Source organism: Neochlamydia sp. AcF65 (assembly GCF_018342435.1).
Taxonomy (GTDB): Bacteria; Chlamydiota; Chlamydiia; order Chlamydiales; family Parachlamydiaceae; genus Neochlamydia.
This window is the reverse complement of sequence record NZ_JAEMUE010000018.1, coordinates 17,236-37,310: the sequence shown is the minus strand read 5'-3', so window position 1 is coordinate 37,310 and position 20,075 is coordinate 17,236. Positions and strand designations below refer to the sequence as shown.

Sequence of the window (20,075 nt, the reverse complement as noted above, 5' to 3'; positions counted from 1 at the left end):
AACAAATTTTAAAATTATTTTATTTTTCATAATAAAAAACATGTTATCTTACCCTCTTGGGGGAGCACTAAAGCACTAAATCATTTTGATGTTATTAAAAGTCATAAAGGTCCTTTAGCTGTGCTGTAAGCATATTAGCGTAGCTGCTAAACACTCTTTATTGCTATTAGAGAGTCTACCTACTTACCCAAAATGCTTCACTTTGGGCTTTTTACTTTTTTACTCACCCTCATTAAGTCAATCGCTATATTTTTACTTAAAAACATGAGGGTAAGGTGAATAAAAGTTAATTTAAATAATTGGCCATTGATTTTGACGACAAATAGCTTTCAAGCGTCGATCCGGGTTAACACCCACGGCATTTCCTACGGCGTAAAGAAGGGGCAAATCTAAATAGCTATCGGTATAAGCTGTCACATTATCTTTAACGATTTGTAATTCATTTAAGAGCAGCTCTAGAGCTTGAGCTTTTTGAGGACCTTCCATCACCTGGGTAATATGAGTGAAATCTTCTTGGTCGTTTTTTTGATAAATCGTAGAGCTCCATCTATCAACGCCTAGTCTCAGCGCCACTTTTTCCACTAAAAAGTTTGGCGAACTAGAAAATATGGCAGTATACGATCCTTCATTTTTAGCTTCTAATAGTTTTGAAAAGACGGGATGATAGATAAGCTTATCCAGTTGCTGGGATAAAAATTTGGTAGCATGCTCATTAACAAGGGCCACGGAAAGGCCACAAAAAAAGCATTGAAAAGTAGATTCATGCAAGTTTTTTAGGCTAATCAGTCCAAGCTTGAACCTTAAATAGAGGAAAGATAGGCGCATCATTCGGTAAAAAGGAAGGATTTTTTTCCGAAAAAGATAGATGCCAAAAGAGAGACTACAATTTTTGCGAAGAAGTGTATGGTCGAGATCAAAAACAACTAAGCTATTTTTTCTTTTGGAATTGTACAATTTTGTTTTCAATTTCTTGAATGCCTTGGTTGATTTTTTCTAAGCGCTCTTTTTCAGACTTTATCAACTCGTTATTATTCATGGCTTTCTCAAAATCTAAACCTGAAACTCCTCCCGCTTTGCGCAAAGACTCTAGCTGGACTTTTATCGCTTGTCTACGTTCTTTTCTTTGTTTTAAAACCTCGCGAAGTTGCTCAATAGATTGACGATCATCCTCGGACAAGGAAAGTAAAGCTTGTTCCTCTTTATCTGAAAGAACATCGGTGATTAAGCTACGTAAGGATTTATAAAGGCGCTCTATCTCTTGCTTTTCAAATTTATTAAAGGAAGAGCTTTGTATTTTCTGAGCAAGCTCATCTCTAGCTGCAGCTAACTCTTGAGCTTCTAAAGAGCGAGCATTATTGCCAAGCTGCTCGATTTCATTTTTTACTTCTTCTATTTTAGCTTTACGTTGCTTTTCTTTTTCTTGCTCATGTTGAAGGCGCACTTGCTCTTGTGCTTTCTGTTTTTCTAAAATCTGATCCTTTACGGCAAACATTTCGCTTCTTAGAACTTTGATTTCATCTCTTCCCAGTTCAACATTTCTCATGAATTTAGAAATCTCATCTAAATGCTTATTCGCTTGATCATCCGATAATTCTGAAGATTCATATTGCTTTTTAAGCTCATGTATTTTGGCTTGAACGGTATAAAAATTTTGCTTAAAAGTAGCTTTTAGCTGGGCACGTTCTTTTTTGCGCTCTTTTTCGGCTAATTTGATTTTATCCCAGCATTCGCTAAGACGCATTCTCGTGTGGGTAAAGGCATGCGTGTTAAGAGTTAAAACCTTAGCAATGCCTTGTAAGTCTTTAATTTCTTCTCTTAACGCAAACAAAGAGTCATCAAAGTTACCTTTAAAGCTACCTCCAATAAATGCTTCCACATCATCGCTAAATGTTTGACTCACCTCTTTGATAAGCTCTTTCCTTAAAGGAAAAACTTGATCGCCTATTTCAGAGAGCCTTTGGAAAAACTTATTTTTTTGTCTTACACGCATGTCCGTTTTAATAAGTTCTTTGCGTAAAGCATTCACACGGGAAGCTTGAACATTAAGCAAATTAAGTCTTTTTTGAGTGTCTTGATAAAATAGGGCTTTGGCAGAAAGCCTTGTGGGGATAGGACCTAAGTCAGGATTGGCAATTTTAGCTACTTGCTCTTCAAACAGCTTTATATCGTTTTCTAAAGCTACGATGGCTATTTCAATTTGTTCGGCTGCAAAAGAGCTTTGTTCATCCAACATTTCTTTTAGACGGCGGGCCTCTTTGGAAAGCTCGCTATATTTTGTCCATAATTGAGTACGCACAAGGGGAGGGAGGTTTTCTTTAAAGAGTTGCAAGCAAATATTGCGCACTTCCCAAAAGGCTTTAAAATGTGGAGCTCCACTTTGTGCTAAAGAGCTTTCCATAAAATCTAAAGCATATTTAACCTTAGCGTCTACTTGAAGTAAATTTTCCATCTCTTGCATAAACTCATCGAGATGAGGATTATGCTTTTTTTCGACTACAGGCTCTTCACTAATTTCTTGCTCTGCTCCTTCTAAAGAAGGGGTTGTTAAGCTTAGCTCTTCGCCTTCTGAATTAATCGAGGATAGGAATTTCTCATCTTGATGAGGTGTCGTTTCTTGTATATTTTGATTTTTACTTTCTAAGTCGCTCATGGAAATTCTTAAAGATATATGTTTAATGGAATTTTAGAGCAAAATCATAGCTGATTTACCCTTTTCGGTAAAGCTCTTTAAAAAACAATAATAATTAGCAGCTGTCGATATCTTTAGAAATAAGGTCGGCAATCATTTCCGTGTCATAAAGGTCCATATCAATCCAGTTAAACAAAGGTTCTTTGCCAAACCAGGTATGCTGACGTTTGGCATAGTTTCTAGAAGCTCGTTTAAATGTCTCGACAAACTGAAGATAATCCTCGGGCCTTCTGTCGGTTGCTAAATAAGCAATCGCTTGCTTATAGCCTATCGCTTGGGCTGCAGAGGAGTTAGCTAAGAGACCTTTTTTTAACAAACCTTGGACCTCTTCTAGCAAACCTTCTTCAATCATTTGATCACAACGGTTTTCAATGCGATGATATAAATGAGGCCTAGGTCGAAATAAAAACCAGCACCGAAAGTCATAATTTTGAGCCTTATGGCGCCCCTTCCACGAAAGCTTACTAACTTTTTCTCCAGTTAAAGTAATGATTTCCAAAGCACGCACAATTTTTTGCTTATCATTCTTTGTAATCCCACTGGCGTAATGGGGATCTAGCTGCTGAAGACGAGCATATAAGACCTCGGGGCCTAGCCTATCATATTCTTCTTCTAAAGCTTTTCTAATTTCAGGAATAGAGGGAGGCCCTAGAGGAGGTCCATAGAGTAAAGAATGAATATAAAAGCCTGCCCCTCCTACTACAATAGGCACCTTGTCTCTATTGTGTATACGCTGGAAGGCTTGACGCGCTTCATAGCAAAAATCTACAACATTGAAAGAATCTGCTAAATGGCAAATATCGATGAGGTGATGAGAAATCTGTTGTCTTTCTTCAAGTGTAGGCTTAGCTGTACCAATATCCATTCCTTTGTAGACTTGCATGGAGTCAGCTGAAACGATTTCTCCATGGATCTTTCTTGCCAGCTGGAGAGCAAAATGAGACTTGCCGCAGCCAGTAGGACCGGCAATGATGATCACGCGCTTTTTATTTTGAGGAAGGGCAGTAGGGAGCTGCTTTTGAGCTTCGATAGCAAAATTTATAAAAATTTGTTCTATTTCTTCTTTTTCTAATGTTCCACTGGCCACTGTCAACTACCTAAACTTGGTCAAAGCATTGTTTATTTAAATTTAACCATTTATTATTCAAGGCCTTAATTTTTAACATATCTTTCAAATGGTAAGATCAAGCATAAAGAGACCTGTTAGATAATTCTTTGCTCTGATTGTAAAAGCTAAGAAAAGCTCTCATGATATTTGAAAAAGATAGCTAGCTCCTTTCAAAATCCTCTCATCTTGTTAGTTATTTAATTATTTTTTTTATTTTCCCCGCAAGTAGCACTTACAGCTCTTTTCAATTTTATACCTACCTGCTTAAAGTTATTCTCCCTCTTAAATTCAATCATCTATTCACTTCAAAGAACATCAAAAAAACTTTCTGAAATGTGATTATTAGCCTTTTAAGAGGATCATATTTTGCTTTTTTTATAGAAAGTAATGATTAAAAGCTGCAAGCGCTCGTCTTCTTAAACGCTCTCCCTTTTATGCCCCCTTTCTCAAAGCTAAGCTTTTTTCTGCAGGTATGCTTTATTAGCACTTTTAATTCTTTGTTTTAACAATCTATATCTTGCATTTGCAGATGGTCTTTCATAAAAGCAAAAGCTGAAAAGTCTGCTGCTTCTATATAACTTTCTTTTCGGTTCCTTTAGGGCCCAGCCCTTAACCGCAGGCTCTTTGCTGTTACTTCCTTACCAGCATCAAAGATTCAAGTTATAAAGCAGTAAAAAAATCTGTTAAAAGCCTGATAGCTGGTATTTGATGAAACTTAAAGTAAGGCTAAAATCCCAAAAAGATTAAAGATAAATCACTTTATTTGCTGCTTATATGTCTAGGCTTTAAGCATTTATTTAAGCACACTTGCTGGCAATGAAGTTATCTAAAAAAAGATTAAGTAAAAAAAGCAAGCTATTCTCAATATTTAATGCTTAACAGGATTACTCAATAATTTCCACTCTAACGCGTCGTCCAAGCCGAGCACAAATCATCATGGATATTGTTCGTAAGGCTTTGATAGTATTTCCTTTCCTTCCTACAACTTTCCCAATATCATGAGGATTAACCCGTACTTCAACGATCATTCCTCGTTCCCCTTCATAGCAATTAACATTTACATCATTAGGGGCGTCTACTAAATTTTTTACGATATATTCAACAAATTCTTTCATAGCTCTACAAATGTTTATTATAGTTTTACAAGCTAGCATTTTTAGCATCAGGAAGAATTTAACTCAAGAAGTATCCCATTAAAGCTCTTTGCCTGCTTATCTGAAACGTACGATAAGATGAATCTGGAGCCTTATTTCTCACCTAATTAAAAAGCAATTAAACAATTTTTTAATTTCTCCCTATTTTATCAGAATTTTATCGAACGGCATGATAAAATAAACTGCTTTTTGAGCTCTCAACTACTTTCTCAACTGCTAAGACCTCTAAAGAGGAGAGCTTTTGATGTAGGCGAGCGCAGGAATACGTAAATCTACAATTAGAGGTTCCAACTTTAATAATTTTTCTGCCTCCCCTCCTTCCGCACCTTCGGCATGATAATTTAATAAGGGGCGTAATTGCAGATAATTGGCTAATTCTTGCCGATAATTGTCTACACTCAACCGCAATATATGAGAGGCTATCCCTTTGACAAGCTTTCCTGCTTGATCTGTTCTTTCCACCTGCTCATCAAGGATAGCTACAATTTGCCTTTTACCTTTGCTATCTGCAAAAGCCTGGGAGACATCAACACGAGTTAGATAAGAATATTCCGAGCAACAACAGGTTGAAAGCAGATCAATTAAATAAAGGGCAAGCTTGCATTTAATTTCGTGGATAGGTTTTCCCCAAATCAACGGGGAAGAATCTGTTATTCCCAAGTATATTTCTGGCAGTTTTTTAGGAGTAAAAAAAGGTTTAAAGGGAAAAGTAACACCCTCACGATCGATAACTGTGTTATGATAATCTAATAAATAAGCAAAAGGCTTTCTTAATTCATAATCCACATAAATAGTTCCTGGGAGGATTTTTTTTACATAGGCATGAGTAATCAAAGGAGAATCTAAAAGTTTTTGTTGAGCTGCTTGAGTATTAAAGCGAAAGATATTGGTTGGCTGATCAATCGATAGGTTAAGAAGCTCAGCAAGATACGCCGTTTTCAAAGGTTCTTTATCAGGAGTAGTTTGCGCAATAGCTACAATGTTATACTGCGGATTATATAGACGCTGTCTTTTTATATATTTATAATAAATTAAGCCTCCAGTAGCAGATCCGGAGATAGCTAGAGTAAAAAGCATAATCCATAAACAAGCTGTACGTATGGAAAGCTTTTCTTGTTTTTTTCTCATAAGAAATTTTAACCTAAAGGGATGAAGAGGGTAGAAGCACTCGGGCGGTGAGATACCTCCCCTCTTTTGACAAACATAAAATTCAGGACTATTTTTGCTAGCTTCTCACTCCGCCAGATCATAGCATTTTTTCTCACTTCCTGCAAAAGATGCTCTTGCATCAGGGATTAAATGAAAAGATGTAGTTAGGCATCCCTAAAAGGTTTAACGCTGCCTACATAAAATAGCATCTCTTCGTTTTCTTTCAAGCGCAAGTATAATTAAGCGATTGAATAGCTCCTCTCCGCCCACTCCATTCAGCTGGCATATCATAGGATAAAGACTAAGAGAAGTAAATCCAGGGATAGGGTTAATTTCGTTTAGCCAAAATTTTTCATTAGCATCCAGAAAAAAATCTACGCGTGCCATTCCTGTCCCCCCAACTGCTTGATAGGCAGCTGAAGCTAGCTCTATCCCCTCCTTATTTTTCTCGGGTGATAAAAAAGCTTGAGGAATGGTTTTCATACTGTTTGCCCCATATTTAGCCTCAAAATCATAAACATTACCTTGAGAAAACACTTCACCAGGAGGAAATACTTCAGCCTCTTCGTTACCTAACACTGCAAATTCTATTTCCCTAAAATTTGTAAGCCCTTCCTCTACGATTAATTTAAAGTCATAATGAAAGGCTTCTTGAATCGCTGAATATAAGCTATCAGCATGCGTGACTTTTTGTACGCCGATCGTTGATCCTAAATGCACAGGCTTTATAAAAAGCGGAAAATTTAATTTGTTTTGAATCGATTGAATAAGTGATGTACTATCTGTTCTCCACTTTTTATAGCTGATTTCTATAAAAGGCAAGGTAGCTATCTGATGTGCTTGCATAAGATGTTTGGTATGAGCTTTGTCCATAGCAATAGCCGCATAGACATGATCAGGGCCTATATAAGCTTTATCGAGAATTTCAAAAAAGCCTTGAATGGTTCCATCTTCGCCATAAGGCCCATGCAAAATAGGCACAAAGAGATCGCACTCCATCAATTGATTAAAAACACTTACCTCTATACAGGAGGTAGTTTTTGCAGCTGCTAGCTCCTGCATGCGCTCTTTAAGCGCCTGCATATTATTATCTTCTGCAAGCCACTGCCCCTGCTTTGTTATACCAAAATACTTAATCTCATAAAGCTCGGGTGAAACGTATTTGCAAATATGGCTAGCCGATAAGAATGCAACCTCATGCTCTACTGAGCGCCCTCCAAAAACCATCCCCACTTTGAGCTTGCGTGGCGCTCGTTGCCTGAATAGCTCGAGCAGCTCGTAAGAGAGCTTAGTAATATCGCCGGCTCCCATAGAAACAACAATATCATGTGGATGAACAAAATCCAAAAGTAAAGAGTCTAGATCTTGCCGCTGCACTGCATGAATTTTTTTTATGCCTTTAGTTTCTATTTCCTTGATAATTTCTATTGAAGAAACCCCCTCTATAGGTGCTTCGCCGGCAGCATATATCTCCGTGATAAATACCTCATCCGCATCATCGAAAACATCTTTGTATAGCCCCAAGCAATCTTGAGTACGGGTGTAGCGATGCGGTTGGAAAACAACAATCAGACGCCGCCCCCCTGCAGCTTGACGTATACCTTCTAGAGTGGCTTTTATTTCTGTCGGATGGTGAGCATAATCGTCAAGCATTAAAATGTGATGCTTCTCCCCCTTTTTTTCGCAGCGACGCTTAATACCACCGAATGAAAGAAAAGCTGCACGAATTCTATTTTCTGCAATCCCTAAGCTTAGAGCTAGGCCTAGCACGGCCGCAGCATTAAGAGCATTATGACGTCCTACCATAGGCAACTGAATAGACGAATAATGGCAACCCTTAAAATCTACATCAAAAGAGATATTCCATCCTTTTTGAGAAAAGTTGCTAACTTGTAGCTCACAATGGCTTCCAAATCCATAACAAACGCCCTTAGGCTTTAAAGCTAAAAGATGTTTATCATCCCCGCACCAAAAAAGATGCTCCGATGTTTCCACTTTGCTTAGAAATTGGCTAAAAGCCTTAATTAAATTCTCTATCTTGCCAAAGTAATTAAGATGATCGGCATCAATATTAGTGATAATACCTCCATAAGAATGATACTTAAGAAAGGTGCCATCACTTTCATCAGCTTCGGCTATAAAATACTTCCCTTCCCCATGCCCAGCATTTGAATTAAAAGAAGAAAGCATTCCTCCCACCGCATAGGAAGGATCCAAGCCAGCTTGCATGATTACCCAGGTTAAAAGAGCTGAGGTCGTAGTCTTACCATGCGTTCCTGCCACCGTTAAAGCTTTCTGCTCCTGCATTAAGTATAAGAGCAAGTCAGAACGATGAAGCATTAAACACCCCTGCTGTAAAGCAGCATAATATTCTGGATTACCAGCTTTAATATCTGAGCTGTAAATGACAGCGGCATGAGCAGGAACTTGATGAGCCGCATGGCCGATAAATATTTTAGCTCCATTTTTCGACAATTCTTCCGTTACATAGTTGGCTTGCATATCGCTGCCTGTTACAACCATCTTCTTTTTTAAAAGAACACGTGCTAAGCCGCTCATGCCGATGCCACCAATGCCAATAAAATGAAAGTGCTTTACCTCTGAAATCATACGTGGAGCGCCTCCAAAATAAGCGTATAAAACTCTTTAGGTCGGTGGTGGATCTTGTAATTTTGCATCGCTTGGCTCATTTTTTTCCGTTTTTCTAGGGTAAAAGATTCTATTTTACCCGCTAAATGAAAAGCATTTAATTCCTTTTCTTGGCACCTTAAAGCTCCCCCTACTTTTTCTACTAGAAAAGCCGCATTTTTTTCCTGATGGTTATCGGTAGCATAAGGATAAGGAATTAATATCCCGGGCACCTCAAATTCCATCTGCTCAGCAATGCTACCCGCGCCTGCACGAGTAATGGAGATATCTGCCGCCTGCCATGATAGCTCCATGTGTGACTCAAAAGGTTTGACACAAGCCTTGATGCCTGCTTTTCGATATTCTTCCCCTAAAAATTGGGAACTAGAAGCATCGCCTGTTAAATGAATAATCTGCCATTGCTCTTTAGCATGCTTTAAATGCTTGATCAAAGCTTCGCTAACCAAATTATTCAGATTTAAAGCTCCTTGTGAGCCTCCAAAAGCTAAAATAGTATCTCGCTCTTTCTCTAGCCCAAAAAATTCACGTGCTTTAGAGAAAGAACTATCTTCCTTATAATATTCGGGACGTAATGGCATGCCAACTTCATAAGTTTTTCCCACTAAAAGACCTGCCGTATCAGGAAAATGGATGCCTACAAAGGAAGCATACTTTGCCAAACAACGATTAACTTTTCCGGGAACACTATTAGCTTCATGAAGGATAAAAGGAATTTCTTTAGCTTTTGCAGCTAGAAGCATAGGCAAGGTATAATAGCTCCCAAATCCTACTACCATATCAGGGCGGTATTCGTTAATAATTTTGCAGCTTTGCTTTATACCCTTTAAAATCTTGTAGGAAGCTTTTAAAGTCTCCCAAGGAGATTTATTTGTAAAAGTAGCGCAAGAGATCGCCTGGTAGCGGAAGAGATCTTTATCAAAATAGGGGTTAATATCAAGATTTCCGCCTACATACAAAAGTTCAAGAGAGCCATCTGCTGCCATAAGCTGCTTGCCTAGAGCAATAGCAGGATAAATATGGCCTCCTGTACCCCCTGCAGTAATAATAATTTTTTTACCCATCTTCCGCTCCTGCCATTAAAGGTGTCTACTATTACAAAAGTGGGATTTCTAATTCCAGCGAATGATAAAATATCTGCTCCTAAAAAGAGGAATGGTTTTAAATAGATAAAAACAGAGGCGTTTTCATCTATATGTTGACCCCTCAGCAACACACCTTATTTAAAATAATAAATACATTTCTTTTTAAAGACAAAGAATGGCTAAACATTCTCCTACTTCCCTTAAATTAAAAAAATTCAGTGAAAAGCAAGATTGCAAAAATTCATGCCAAGAAATAAATCATTCATACTAAATAGCACCTGCTTAAAAATTATGCCAAAAAATTAAAATAGTTGCTTTTTTAAGTTTATTTTTATATGAAAGGTAAAATTATTTTTTACAACCTCTTGAAAATATATGGAATGGATGTAAAAGGTCATAACTAGCTCTTCCTACGCATTGAAATACAAGCCAACCTAAAAGAAGGATAAACGAATGATTCCAGAGGAACTACCCAGGTCTACTATATTTTCCGCCGAAAACAACTGCTCTCCTCCAGCAAAGAAAGACACTTTTGACCCTTCTAGTCCCTTGGTTACTCTACCTTTAAAAATTTTCAAACAGATTTTTCATTTCTTTAGCAATTTAAGTGAAGGCGAATTAAGAAAAATCCTTGATGCAAGAAGCTGTGCCCGTGTGTTTAAACAACACATGCCTAATAATGTCAAATTTTTGCAGCTCTATCAACCCCAGAAGCTACAATTTTATTTTGACAAGCTTTCAAGTCATTTAAATCACAACCCTTTTTCGATTGATAGTAGTCATAATCTTTTATCGGCAGATAGGCTAGAAGAAAATTACACTCACGCTTTAAAACTTGCTATCCAAAAAGAAGATCCTATCCAGATAAGATTATGTATAGAAAAACTAGGCGATATCTATTTAATAAAAGGAACGCAGCAAACGCTCCTTCAAGCTGCAGGGCTATATAATTATGCCCTACATAATGCCTCTTTAGACGAGCAAGCAAGTATTAAAGAAATGTTATCAAAAGTCAGAATTTTGCTTATTAAGGCTTGCAGAGGAGAAGCTGTAGATATTCCTACAACCAAAAAGCAATTTGAAAATAATCGCAGAGAATTAAAAAAGTTTAGAGAAGAAATAGAAGAGAAAATCCAAGCTTTCGGCTCAGATCCTTCACCAGAGGAAGTCAGAGAGCTTTACAGCGAGATTGCCCAGTGGATAAAAACTTTCTTTAAACATCTTGTAGATCAAGCTCAAGAGGTTTTAGGACCTTCGCCTTGTGAATATGCAATGATAGGGTTTGGTTCACTTGCTAGGGAAGAGATGACACCTTACTCAGATTTAGAGTTTGGCATTCTTATACAAGAAGACACTTTAGGAAATAGAGATTATTTCAGACGCCTAACAAATCTTCTTCACTTAGAAGTGATTAATCTAGGCGAAACGATTCTACCTGCTTTAAATATTCCTTGCTTAAAAGGCATAGATTTTTTTGATAGTGTTACGCCAAGAGGTTTTGCCTTTGATGGTGAAGGAGCGGAAGGAAAAGGCTGTAAAACTCCTTTTGGCAATCGCCAAACATTTGAGCTTATCCAAACTCCTGAAAAAATGGCTCAATATATCTCTAAAAATGAAGAAGACCATTGGTGGCATGTCAAAGAACGTCATCTACCTATGGAGCTTCTAACCTTTACTCACCTGCTAGGCAACATTGAATTAACTAAAGCCTATAATGAAAAAATTCAAGAAATGCTTAATATACCTTATCAAGGAAGCCTTGATCTGCGCCAGTATTTAGCCAAGCAGCACCTAGTTCAAGAGGATATGAAAAATTTTGATCCAGATATCGATAACTTAAGAAAACAAGGAATGCTTTTCCAAGTTAAAAATGATTTTTATCGTTTTCCTCATTTAGCTTTGGATAGACTAGCCTTGCTTAAAAAAATAGAGGCTTCCGACACCTTTACTAGGATCGATAAATTAAATAAGATAGGGATTATAATGGAGGCCGCGAAAGATAAATTAAGGGATTGGATGAGTATAGCGCTATTTATGCGCCTTAAAACCTACTTTTATTATCAAGCGCAGCGTGAGATGATGAATCCACTCATAGGGCTCTTTGATTTTAATGATTCAAACTCTCTCAAGAAACAATTTGCTTTAGATCATAAAATTTCCGAAAAAGTGAAAAAAATTTATTGCATTTTTATTCCTTTTTATCAAGCCATTCGAAACTTCATAGCAGACCATGAAAATAACATTAGATTATTAGATTTAGAAGATAATTCGCCGAAAACCCAAGGAGATATAAATTTAAGACTTTTCCAGTTTGAGGAGGCAAAAAAATGTTACAGAGTAGCCAGAAAAGCAGATCCGCAAAACGCTAGCATATTCAATGCACTAGGGCTAATTAACCAAAAACAAGGAAATTTACCAAAAGCTGCTAAATATTTTGCACAAGCAATCGAAATTGTGATTAAGCATTATGGTGAAAATTATCCTAATCTATCCTCATACTATAACAATCGGGGCATACTCTACCAACATCAAGGCAATTTAGACAAGGCAGCTGAGTATGTTAATAAATCGCTTGAAATTGGCCGTAAATTTTTTGGAGAAAACCCTAATATGATAGCTACACGTTATGGCAATTTAGGGTTAATTTACCAAGAACAAGGAAACTTAGCTTTGGCGACTGAGTATACTAAAAAAGCTCTTGAACTTGATATTAAGCTTTTTGGTAAAAATCATCCTGAGGTAGCAATGGATCATAATAATTTAGGGATGATTTATAAAGATTGGGGGAAATTGCTGCTATCTGCTAAGCATCTTGATCAAGCTCTGAATATTAATATAAGATATTATAGCATATATCATCCTATAGTAGCAGAAAATTATAATTATTTAGGATTACTTCATCTAGAAGGGTGCAAGTTAACAAAAGCTAAAAAATATTTTAGCCTAGCGCTCGAAATTGCGAAAAAGTGTTATACTAAGAATCATCTTAGTATATCTACCTATTGCAACAGCTTAGGAATGTTTTACTATAAACAGAAGAGTTTTGAGCAAGCAGCTAAGTATTTCGAAAAGGCCCATGCAATCAATTTGGCGCTTTTTGGCAATAACCATCCAACTGTGGCAAAATCTTATAACGCTTTAGGGCTTTACTATCAAGAGCAGGGAAACTTTGGAAAAGCTGCCCATTATGTTAGCCAAGCGCTCAAAATCGATCGCGAACTTTTTGGTGAGTGTAATCCAGCTACCGCAAGGGGTCATAACAACCTAGGAATGATCTATTGCGATCAGGGTAAGTTTGAGGAAGCGTTTAAGCATGTCAATCGTGCTTTACTAATTGAAAGTAAGCTTTTTGGGTATAATCATCCTACTCTGGCAATTCGTTATTACAATTTGGGAAGAATTCATTATCATCAAGAGAAGTTAAAAGATGCCCATAAGCATGTCAATCAAGCGTTAAGGATTAACCGCGGGCTATATGGTGAGAATCACGCTCAGATTGCAAATAATTACCATCTCTTAGGACAAATCTACAAAGCTCAGAGAAATTTAAAGCAGGCGGCCAAGTACACTGGAAAGGCTCTACGAATTGCTCTTAAGCTTTTTGGGGGTAATCATCCAGATGTTGCACAAAATTATAATGATTTAGGATGGGTTTACTATGAGCAAGGAAATCTGAGGCAAGCGGTCGAATATATAAAAAAAGCCATTACTATCAATCTTAAGCTTTTTAGCAAACATCATCCTGATATAGCAATAGCCTACCGCAGCCTGGGGCAAATTTACATTAAACAAGGCAACCTAGAAAATGCAACTGAATATATTAAAAAAGCACTTGAAATCAATATTAGATGTTACGGCATAAAACATCCCAATGTGGCATTGTATTATGATGAGCTAGGGTCAATTTACCAAAAACAAGGAAATTTAGAGGAAGCAGCTATATTCATCAATCAAGCGCTCAAAATCAATATTAAGCTATTAGGTGAAGATAATCTCACTGTATTGCTTCTTTACCGCAAGCTGGCACAAATCTACCAAGCACAAGGAAATTCAAAAAAGGCAGCTGAATATGTAAAAAAAGCGCGAGTCATTAAGATTAAGCTATAGGGGAAAAATCACTCAAATGAGGCCTCACATGTGGTGAAATATTTTAAAATCACTTCTAACTCTACTACATTAGCTACCTACGAGTTTTGACCTTGACTAAAGCACGACAAATCTAAGCCATTATAGGGAATGAGACCTAATATCTTGCCTAGATTTAAAATTGCCTAGAAGTTGTTTATTGAAAATTATCAAGCTATCATATGAGAATTTATGTAAACCTATCATTACAAAGCAGGCAATCATAATGAATAATTATTACTCTATTGCCTAAGCCCATCTAAATTTTTAGAGCCATACACACAAAAAAATTTAGAAATTGTTTCCTTATCTCTTTTTATGGAAAGTAGAGCTATTATACGGTTTTAGACAGCTTTTTATGCAATCATTTACTCAACAAGATTGCATTTTTAATCGAAAAGAGACCGTGCAGAGAGACAACAACCTCTTAGAGTCTATAAACGTAGTATTTTCAAATCGCATTATTTTACTTTTCTCTTGAAAAGTATTATTCAAATGGTTAGGAAAGCTATAAGAAATGCTAATCACCTGCAGCGATGCAGGTAACCTTAAAAGAAGACCAAATAAATGAATTTAGAAAGCCCTTCCATTACCCCTTTCATATTTACAGCATTTAGGGAATTAGTATTAGCAAAGCAGGGGCTAATGTTAGGCCCCTATACAGAAATTAGCTTAAAGATTTTCAAGAAACTAGGACAACAAGATTTATCTAACGCACGAGGCGTTAGTAAAGAATGGAAGCAACTAATTGAACAAACTAAGGAGTGGAAAGAGCTTTATTCAAGAAAAATTGAACATAACGTACTTAATGAAAGTCAAAACACATGCGATAAACCATCTATTTTAAGCGCTTCTCCTAGTCAATGGGATCCCCATCAAATAGCCAAATCCTTGTGGCACAACCCTACCGCTATCATTGATGACTCAATCGTAGCCAAAGTAAATGCTGCTGCCGACTATTTGGGTAAAGAAGGCTTTAAATTAAAAGGGGTGCCAAGTGACGGCGACTGCTTTTTTAGCGCTTTTTTAGCAAGTTACGGACAACTTGCTAGGAAAATACCTTTGCTAGATGAGAGTTCTGACAAAGTTTTTTATTTGAGGCAAGTACTCTCAGACATGGTTAAATACAAGAACAATGAAAGAGCTGAAAAAATAAAAGAAAAAAGGACTTGGATAAATGGATTGGGCGAAGGAGACCTATTAGCTACCGCTTTATTTATTCCTATAAGATTAATAATAGTTAACGAAGAGCAGCTGGCTTGCGGTATTCATGATAGGCTAATTTTTCCTAAAGCAAGCTCACCTATTGAAGATAATTCCCAAGAATGGAAAATAATTCCTGAAGAAGAAAAGCTAGAAGAATATATCCTTATTGTCGATCTAGGTGGCCATTTTGCCTATGCTCAAAAGCCTTTAAAGCAAGATAAATCTTTTCTTTCAAAGTCGATATCCGCCTCTAATGTTCTTTTTTCTAGTTCTCTAGCAATGAATGCATTAAAAAGCCCCGTAGAAACATTGGAAAGTCAGGAGCTTCTACCAGGCGAGAAGATAAAAGAATTAGAACAAACCTATACTTTAGCTTTACAAATTGCTGTCCAAGAGAAAGATCCCATTCAAGAAAACTTTTGCATAGAAGAATTAGGTGACATTTATCTAAGAAAGCAAACGCCGGAAACGCTCCTACAAGCGGCAGGCCTTTATAATTATGCCTTACGCCTAGCTCCTCCACAACGGCAAAAAATTCTTAAGGATAAGCTCTGTCAAGTTCAAAACTTACTCGTTAGAGAATGTAAAGGTAAAGCTTTTAATTTTACGATAATGAAGAAACACTTTGAACACAATCGCAACAAATTAAAAAAATTTAGAGAAAAAATAGAGAAGAAAATTCAAACTTTGCCAGAGAACCCTTCTTCCCAAGAGGTAAGAGAGCTTTATCATGAGATAGCTCATGAGATAAAGTTGTTCTTCGGACAGCTTGTAATACAAGCCATACATCAATTAGATACTGAGCCTTGTGAGTATGCCATGATAGGCTTTGGCTCTCTAACTAGGGAAGAAATGACCCCTTATTCTGACTTAGAATTTGGCATTCTTATACAAAAAGATACTCCTGTAAACAGGAAGTACTTTAGAAATCTGACAAATTTACTTCACTTACAGGTTATCAATTTAGGGGAAACTATTCTTCCTGCTTTGAATATCCCTTGCTTAAAAGCAATAGGCTTTTTCGATGACATTACGCCACGGGGCTTTGCCTTTGACGGAGCAGGAGTAGAAGGAAAAGGCTGTAAAACTCCTTTGGGCAACGGTAAAACATTCGAACTTATTCAAACTCCTGGACAGATGGCTCAATATGTGGGTAAAGATGAAAAAGGTCGGTGGTGGCATGAAAAAGAGCCTCATCTTCCTATGGAGTTGCTAAACTTTACGCATTTGTTAGGCAATTTAGATCTAACCAAGCAATATGAGGAAAAAGTTCAAAAAAGACTTAAGATTTCTTATCAAGGAAGCCTTGATCTGCGCCAGTATTTAGCCAGGCAACATCTTGTGCTAGCTGATATGATAGCTTTTAATCCAGGAATGGGTGATTTAAGCAAGCGCGGTATGCTCTTCCAAGTTAAAAATGATTTTTATCGCTTTCCTCATTTGGCTTTAGATCGGCTAGCCCTTCTTAAAAATGTAAGGGCATCTGATACTTTTACTAGGATTGATAAACTAAACGAGCTAGGGGTTATAACAGAGGATGCAGCTGGCAAGTTAAAAGATTGGATGAGTATAGCATTATTTATGCGTCTTAAGACTTATTCTCATTATCAGGCCCAAAAAGAGACAATGAATCCTCTGCTTAAACCTTTTAGCTTTGAGGATCCAGCTCTTATTGAAAAACAATTTGCTTTAGATCATCAAGCCTTAAAAGAGATAAAAAAAATCTACTACATCTTTATTCCTTTCTATCAATCTATTCACCAATTCTTAGCCGGCAATGAAGAACAACTCAAATCTTCTAAATTGGAGGATAAATCACTAGAGACGAAAGGGCACATATATCAGAGGCTTTTTCGACATGAGGAAGCAAAAAAACTGTATCTTCGAGCAAAAAAAGAAGATCCGCAAAATGCCAGGGTTTTAAATGCTCTTGGAATTATTTACTACGAGCAAGGCGATTTAGCTAAGGCGATAGAGTATGCCAACAAAGCTCTCATTTTTAATCTTAAGCTTTATGGTGAAAATCACCCCACCGTAGCAAGAGATTATCACAACATAGGAATGATTTGCCTCGATCAAGGCAATTTAGACAAAGCGGCAGAGTATAGCAAAAAAGCGCTCAACATTGATTTTAAGCTGTATGGCAAGAATCACTTCATAATAGCAAACGATTACAATAGCATAGGACAAATCTATCACGCTCAAGGTATTTTAACTAAAGCGACAGAGTATAGTAACCAGGCGCTTGTCGTTAACCTTAAGCTGTATGGTGAAAATCATCCTATGGTGGCTACTATATACAACAACCTAGGGGTAATATATAAAGAACAGGGCAATTTAGAACAGGCGGTTGATTACGGCCATAAATCCTTGGCGATTGACATTAGACTTTATGGAGAAAATCATCCCAAAGTGATGAGGGATTATAGCAACCTAGGACAAATCTATCAAGAACGGGGCAACTTAGATAAAGCGGGAGGGTATACTCATAAAGCTCTCTCTCTTAGTCTTAAGCTTTATCATGAAAACCATCCCGACATAGCAAAAAATTACAACAACTTAGGACTAATTTACAAAGACCAAGGTAATTTAGACAAAGCGACAGAGTATAGCACCAAAGCGCTTAGCATAGACCTTAAGCTGTATGGTGAAAATCATCCCGCCGTGGCGAGAGATTATAACAACCTAGGAGCAATATACAAAGAACAGAGCAATTTAGATAAAGCGATAAAGTATAGCGCCAAGGCCCTTTACATTAACCTTAAGTTGCATGGTGAAAATCATCCTAAGATAGCAGAACATTACGGTAACCTGGGAGTGATCTACCATACTCAAGGCAATTTAGATAAAGCGATAGAGTATAGCACCAAGGCCCTTTACATTAACCTTAAGTTGCATGGTGAAAATCATCCCATAGTGGCGAAAGATTATTACAACCTAGGATTAATCTACCAAGCTCAAGGCAATTTAGACAAAGCGATAGACTATAGCGCCAAAGCGCTTAGCATAGACCTTAAGTTGTATGGTGAAAATCATCCCAAGATAGCAGAACATTACAGTGCCCTAGGAATAATCTACCAAGCTCAAGGCAATTTAAGTAAAGCGGCAGAATATAGCAAAAAAGCGCTTAGCATAGATCTTAAGCTATATAATGAAAATCATTCTTCCGTTGCACGAGATTACAACAATCTAGGGCAAATCTACAGGGAGCAAGGCAATTTAGATAAAGCCGCAGAGTATGGCGCTAAAGCGCTTAGCATAGACCTTAAGCTGTATGGTGAAAATCATTCTACCATTGCACGAGATTACAATAACCTAGGAATAATCTATCAAGACCAACGCAATTTAGACAAAGCGGTAGAGTTTAGCACTAAAGCGCTTATCATTAGTATTAAGCTTTCTGGTGAAAATCAACCTACAGTAGCAATTCTTTACAGCAATTTGGGAATGATTTACAAAGATCAAGGTAATTTAGACAAAGCGACAGATTATGCTAATAGCGGGCTTGCCATTAACCTTGAACTTTTTGGTAGAAACCATCCAGAGGTGGCAAAAGATTATAGTAACTTAGGAGAAATCTACCACGCCCAAGGCAAATTTGACAAAGCGATAGAGTATAGCAAAAAAGCGCTTGCCATTAATCTTAAATTTTTTGGGGAAAATCACCCCACATTAGCTACTCTATATAACAACCTAGGGCAAATCTATAAAGACCAAGGCAAGTTAGACAAAGGGGCTGAGTATGCTGCCAAAGCCCTCGTGATTGATCTTCAGCTTTTTGGTGAAAGTCATCCCAAAGTGGCAAGAGATTACGGTAACTTAGGACAAATCTATAGAGAGCAAGGAAAACTAGCTAAAGCGACTGAGTATGCTAATAAAGCACTAGCCATTAATCTTAAACATTATGGCGAAAATCACTCCATGATAGCAATTTGTTTCAGCAACCTAGGACAAATCTATCAAGAACAAGGCAAGTTAGGGCAGGCAACTGAGCATTTCAGCAAAGCTCTTACCATTAGCCGTAGGCTTTTGGGTGAAAATCATCCTACAGTTGCAAGTTGCTATAGAGAGTTAGGAACAATCTACCAAGCTCAAGGCAATTTAGAAGAGGCGATGGAGAATCTCAATAAAGCTCTCGCCATTAATTGTAAACTTTTTGGCAAAAATCATCCTATAGTAGCAAGCGGTTACAGCAACCTAGGAATGATTTACCAAGCGCACGGTAATTTAGATAAAGCGGCGGAGTATAGCAACAAAGCGCTTACCCTTGATCTTAAGCTTTATGGAGAAAATCATCTTGCGGTGGCAAGAGATTATATTAACCTGGGAATGATCTATAAAGGCCAAGGAAGTTTAGAACTAGCGGCTGAGTATATCAGCAAATTTATCGATATCAATCTAAAGCTTTATGGTAGAGACCATCCTGATGTGATAAAGGGTTATAACACTCTGCAAGCAATTTACCAATCCCAAGAAAATTTAAGAGTAGCAGCCCTAGATATGTTAAATGAACGTGCTATGTTAACCTCATGCTTGAAAAAACAAATCAATCAAATGGGGCTTCACATGTTGTGAAATATTTAAAATAATCTCTAACCCGAGATTATTAGTCACTAATAAGCTTCCCTCCTCTAGCTAAAGTAAGATAAATTTGAGTCTGTTGTTGGAAGACCTGGCGCTTTACCTAGAATTAAATTTCTCAGGAGAAGTTTAAATTATACGCTTTACAAAAATTTTGTCTGCATACCCAATCCTCTGAAAAATGTCCCTCTGCTTAACAAAAGGGATTTTATAAAGTATGTGACTGAATAAGGAGTATTCTAAATGCGTACTATAATCTTATAAATTCTACAAATGATAAAGATATTAATTTTAAAAAATTAGTATAAACTAAACTAAACACTTCTAGATTT

At 37.1% G+C, this 20,075-nt stretch carries 9 protein-coding genes; 2 read left to right on the top strand and 7 right to left on the bottom strand.

The genetic code is table 11. The features are described 5' to 3' along the window. Window positions 1-291: 291 nt before the first annotated feature. From NEOC65_RS01655 to murG, 7 genes are all read right to left on the bottom strand, one after another. Window positions 292-954, bottom strand: coding sequence for an HAD family hydrolase (locus tag NEOC65_RS01655; RefSeq protein ID WP_249298978.1), 663 nt, complete (start codon window positions 952-954; stop codon window positions 292-294). Next, the gene (locus NEOC65_RS01650; protein WP_213155508.1) at window positions 929-2,650 is read right to left on the bottom strand and encodes a coiled-coil domain-containing protein; all 1,722 of its coding nucleotides are present in this window, start codon (window positions 2,648-2,650) and stop codon (window positions 929-931) included. The genes NEOC65_RS01655 and NEOC65_RS01650 overlap by 26 nt, the downstream gene beginning before the upstream one ends. 94 nt (window positions 2,651-2,744) lie before the next feature. Beyond that, entirely contained in the window at window positions 2,745-3,776 is a 1,032-nt protein-coding gene (gene miaA, locus NEOC65_RS01645; protein ID WP_349305280.1) for a tRNA (adenosine(37)-N6)-dimethylallyltransferase MiaA, read from the bottom strand. Window positions 3,777-4,681: 905 nt separating this feature from the next. After that, window positions 4,682-4,951, bottom strand: a complete 270-nt coding sequence (locus NEOC65_RS01640; protein ID WP_249298976.1) for a KH domain-containing protein — start codon at window positions 4,949-4,951, stop codon at window positions 4,682-4,684. A gap of 225 nt (window positions 4,952-5,176) precedes the next feature. Next, the gene (locus NEOC65_RS01635; protein ID WP_213155506.1) at window positions 5,177-6,079 is read right to left on the bottom strand and encodes a cell division protein FtsQ/DivIB; all 903 of its coding nucleotides are present in this window, start codon (window positions 6,077-6,079) and stop codon (window positions 5,177-5,179) included. A 204-nt stretch (window positions 6,080-6,283) separates the two neighbouring features. After that, entirely contained in the window at window positions 6,284-8,710 is a 2,427-nt protein-coding gene (gene murC / locus NEOC65_RS01630; protein ID WP_213155505.1) for a UDP-N-acetylmuramate--L-alanine ligase, read from the bottom strand. Further along, window positions 8,707-9,810, bottom strand: coding sequence for an undecaprenyldiphospho-muramoylpentapeptide beta-N-acetylglucosaminyltransferase (gene murG / locus NEOC65_RS01625; protein ID WP_213155504.1), 1,104 nt, complete (start codon window positions 9,808-9,810; stop codon window positions 8,707-8,709). The genes murC and murG overlap by 4 nt, the downstream gene beginning before the upstream one ends. 474 nt (window positions 9,811-10,284) lie before the next feature. On the opposite strand from murG, the gene NEOC65_RS01620 reads away from it, so the two are divergent. Together NEOC65_RS01620 and NEOC65_RS01615 are read left to right on the top strand one after the other, a co-directional pair. Beyond that, on the top strand, window positions 10,285-13,938 hold the full coding sequence (locus NEOC65_RS01620) for a tetratricopeptide repeat protein (protein WP_213155503.1): 3,654 nt from the start codon (window positions 10,285-10,287) through the stop codon (window positions 13,936-13,938). Window positions 13,939-14,523: 585 nt separating this feature from the next. Then, window positions 14,524-19,737 (top strand): tetratricopeptide repeat protein, encoded by a 5,214-nt coding sequence (locus tag NEOC65_RS01615; RefSeq protein WP_213155502.1) that lies wholly within the window; start codon window positions 14,524-14,526, stop codon window positions 19,735-19,737. Window positions 19,738-20,075: the final 338 nt, after the last annotated feature.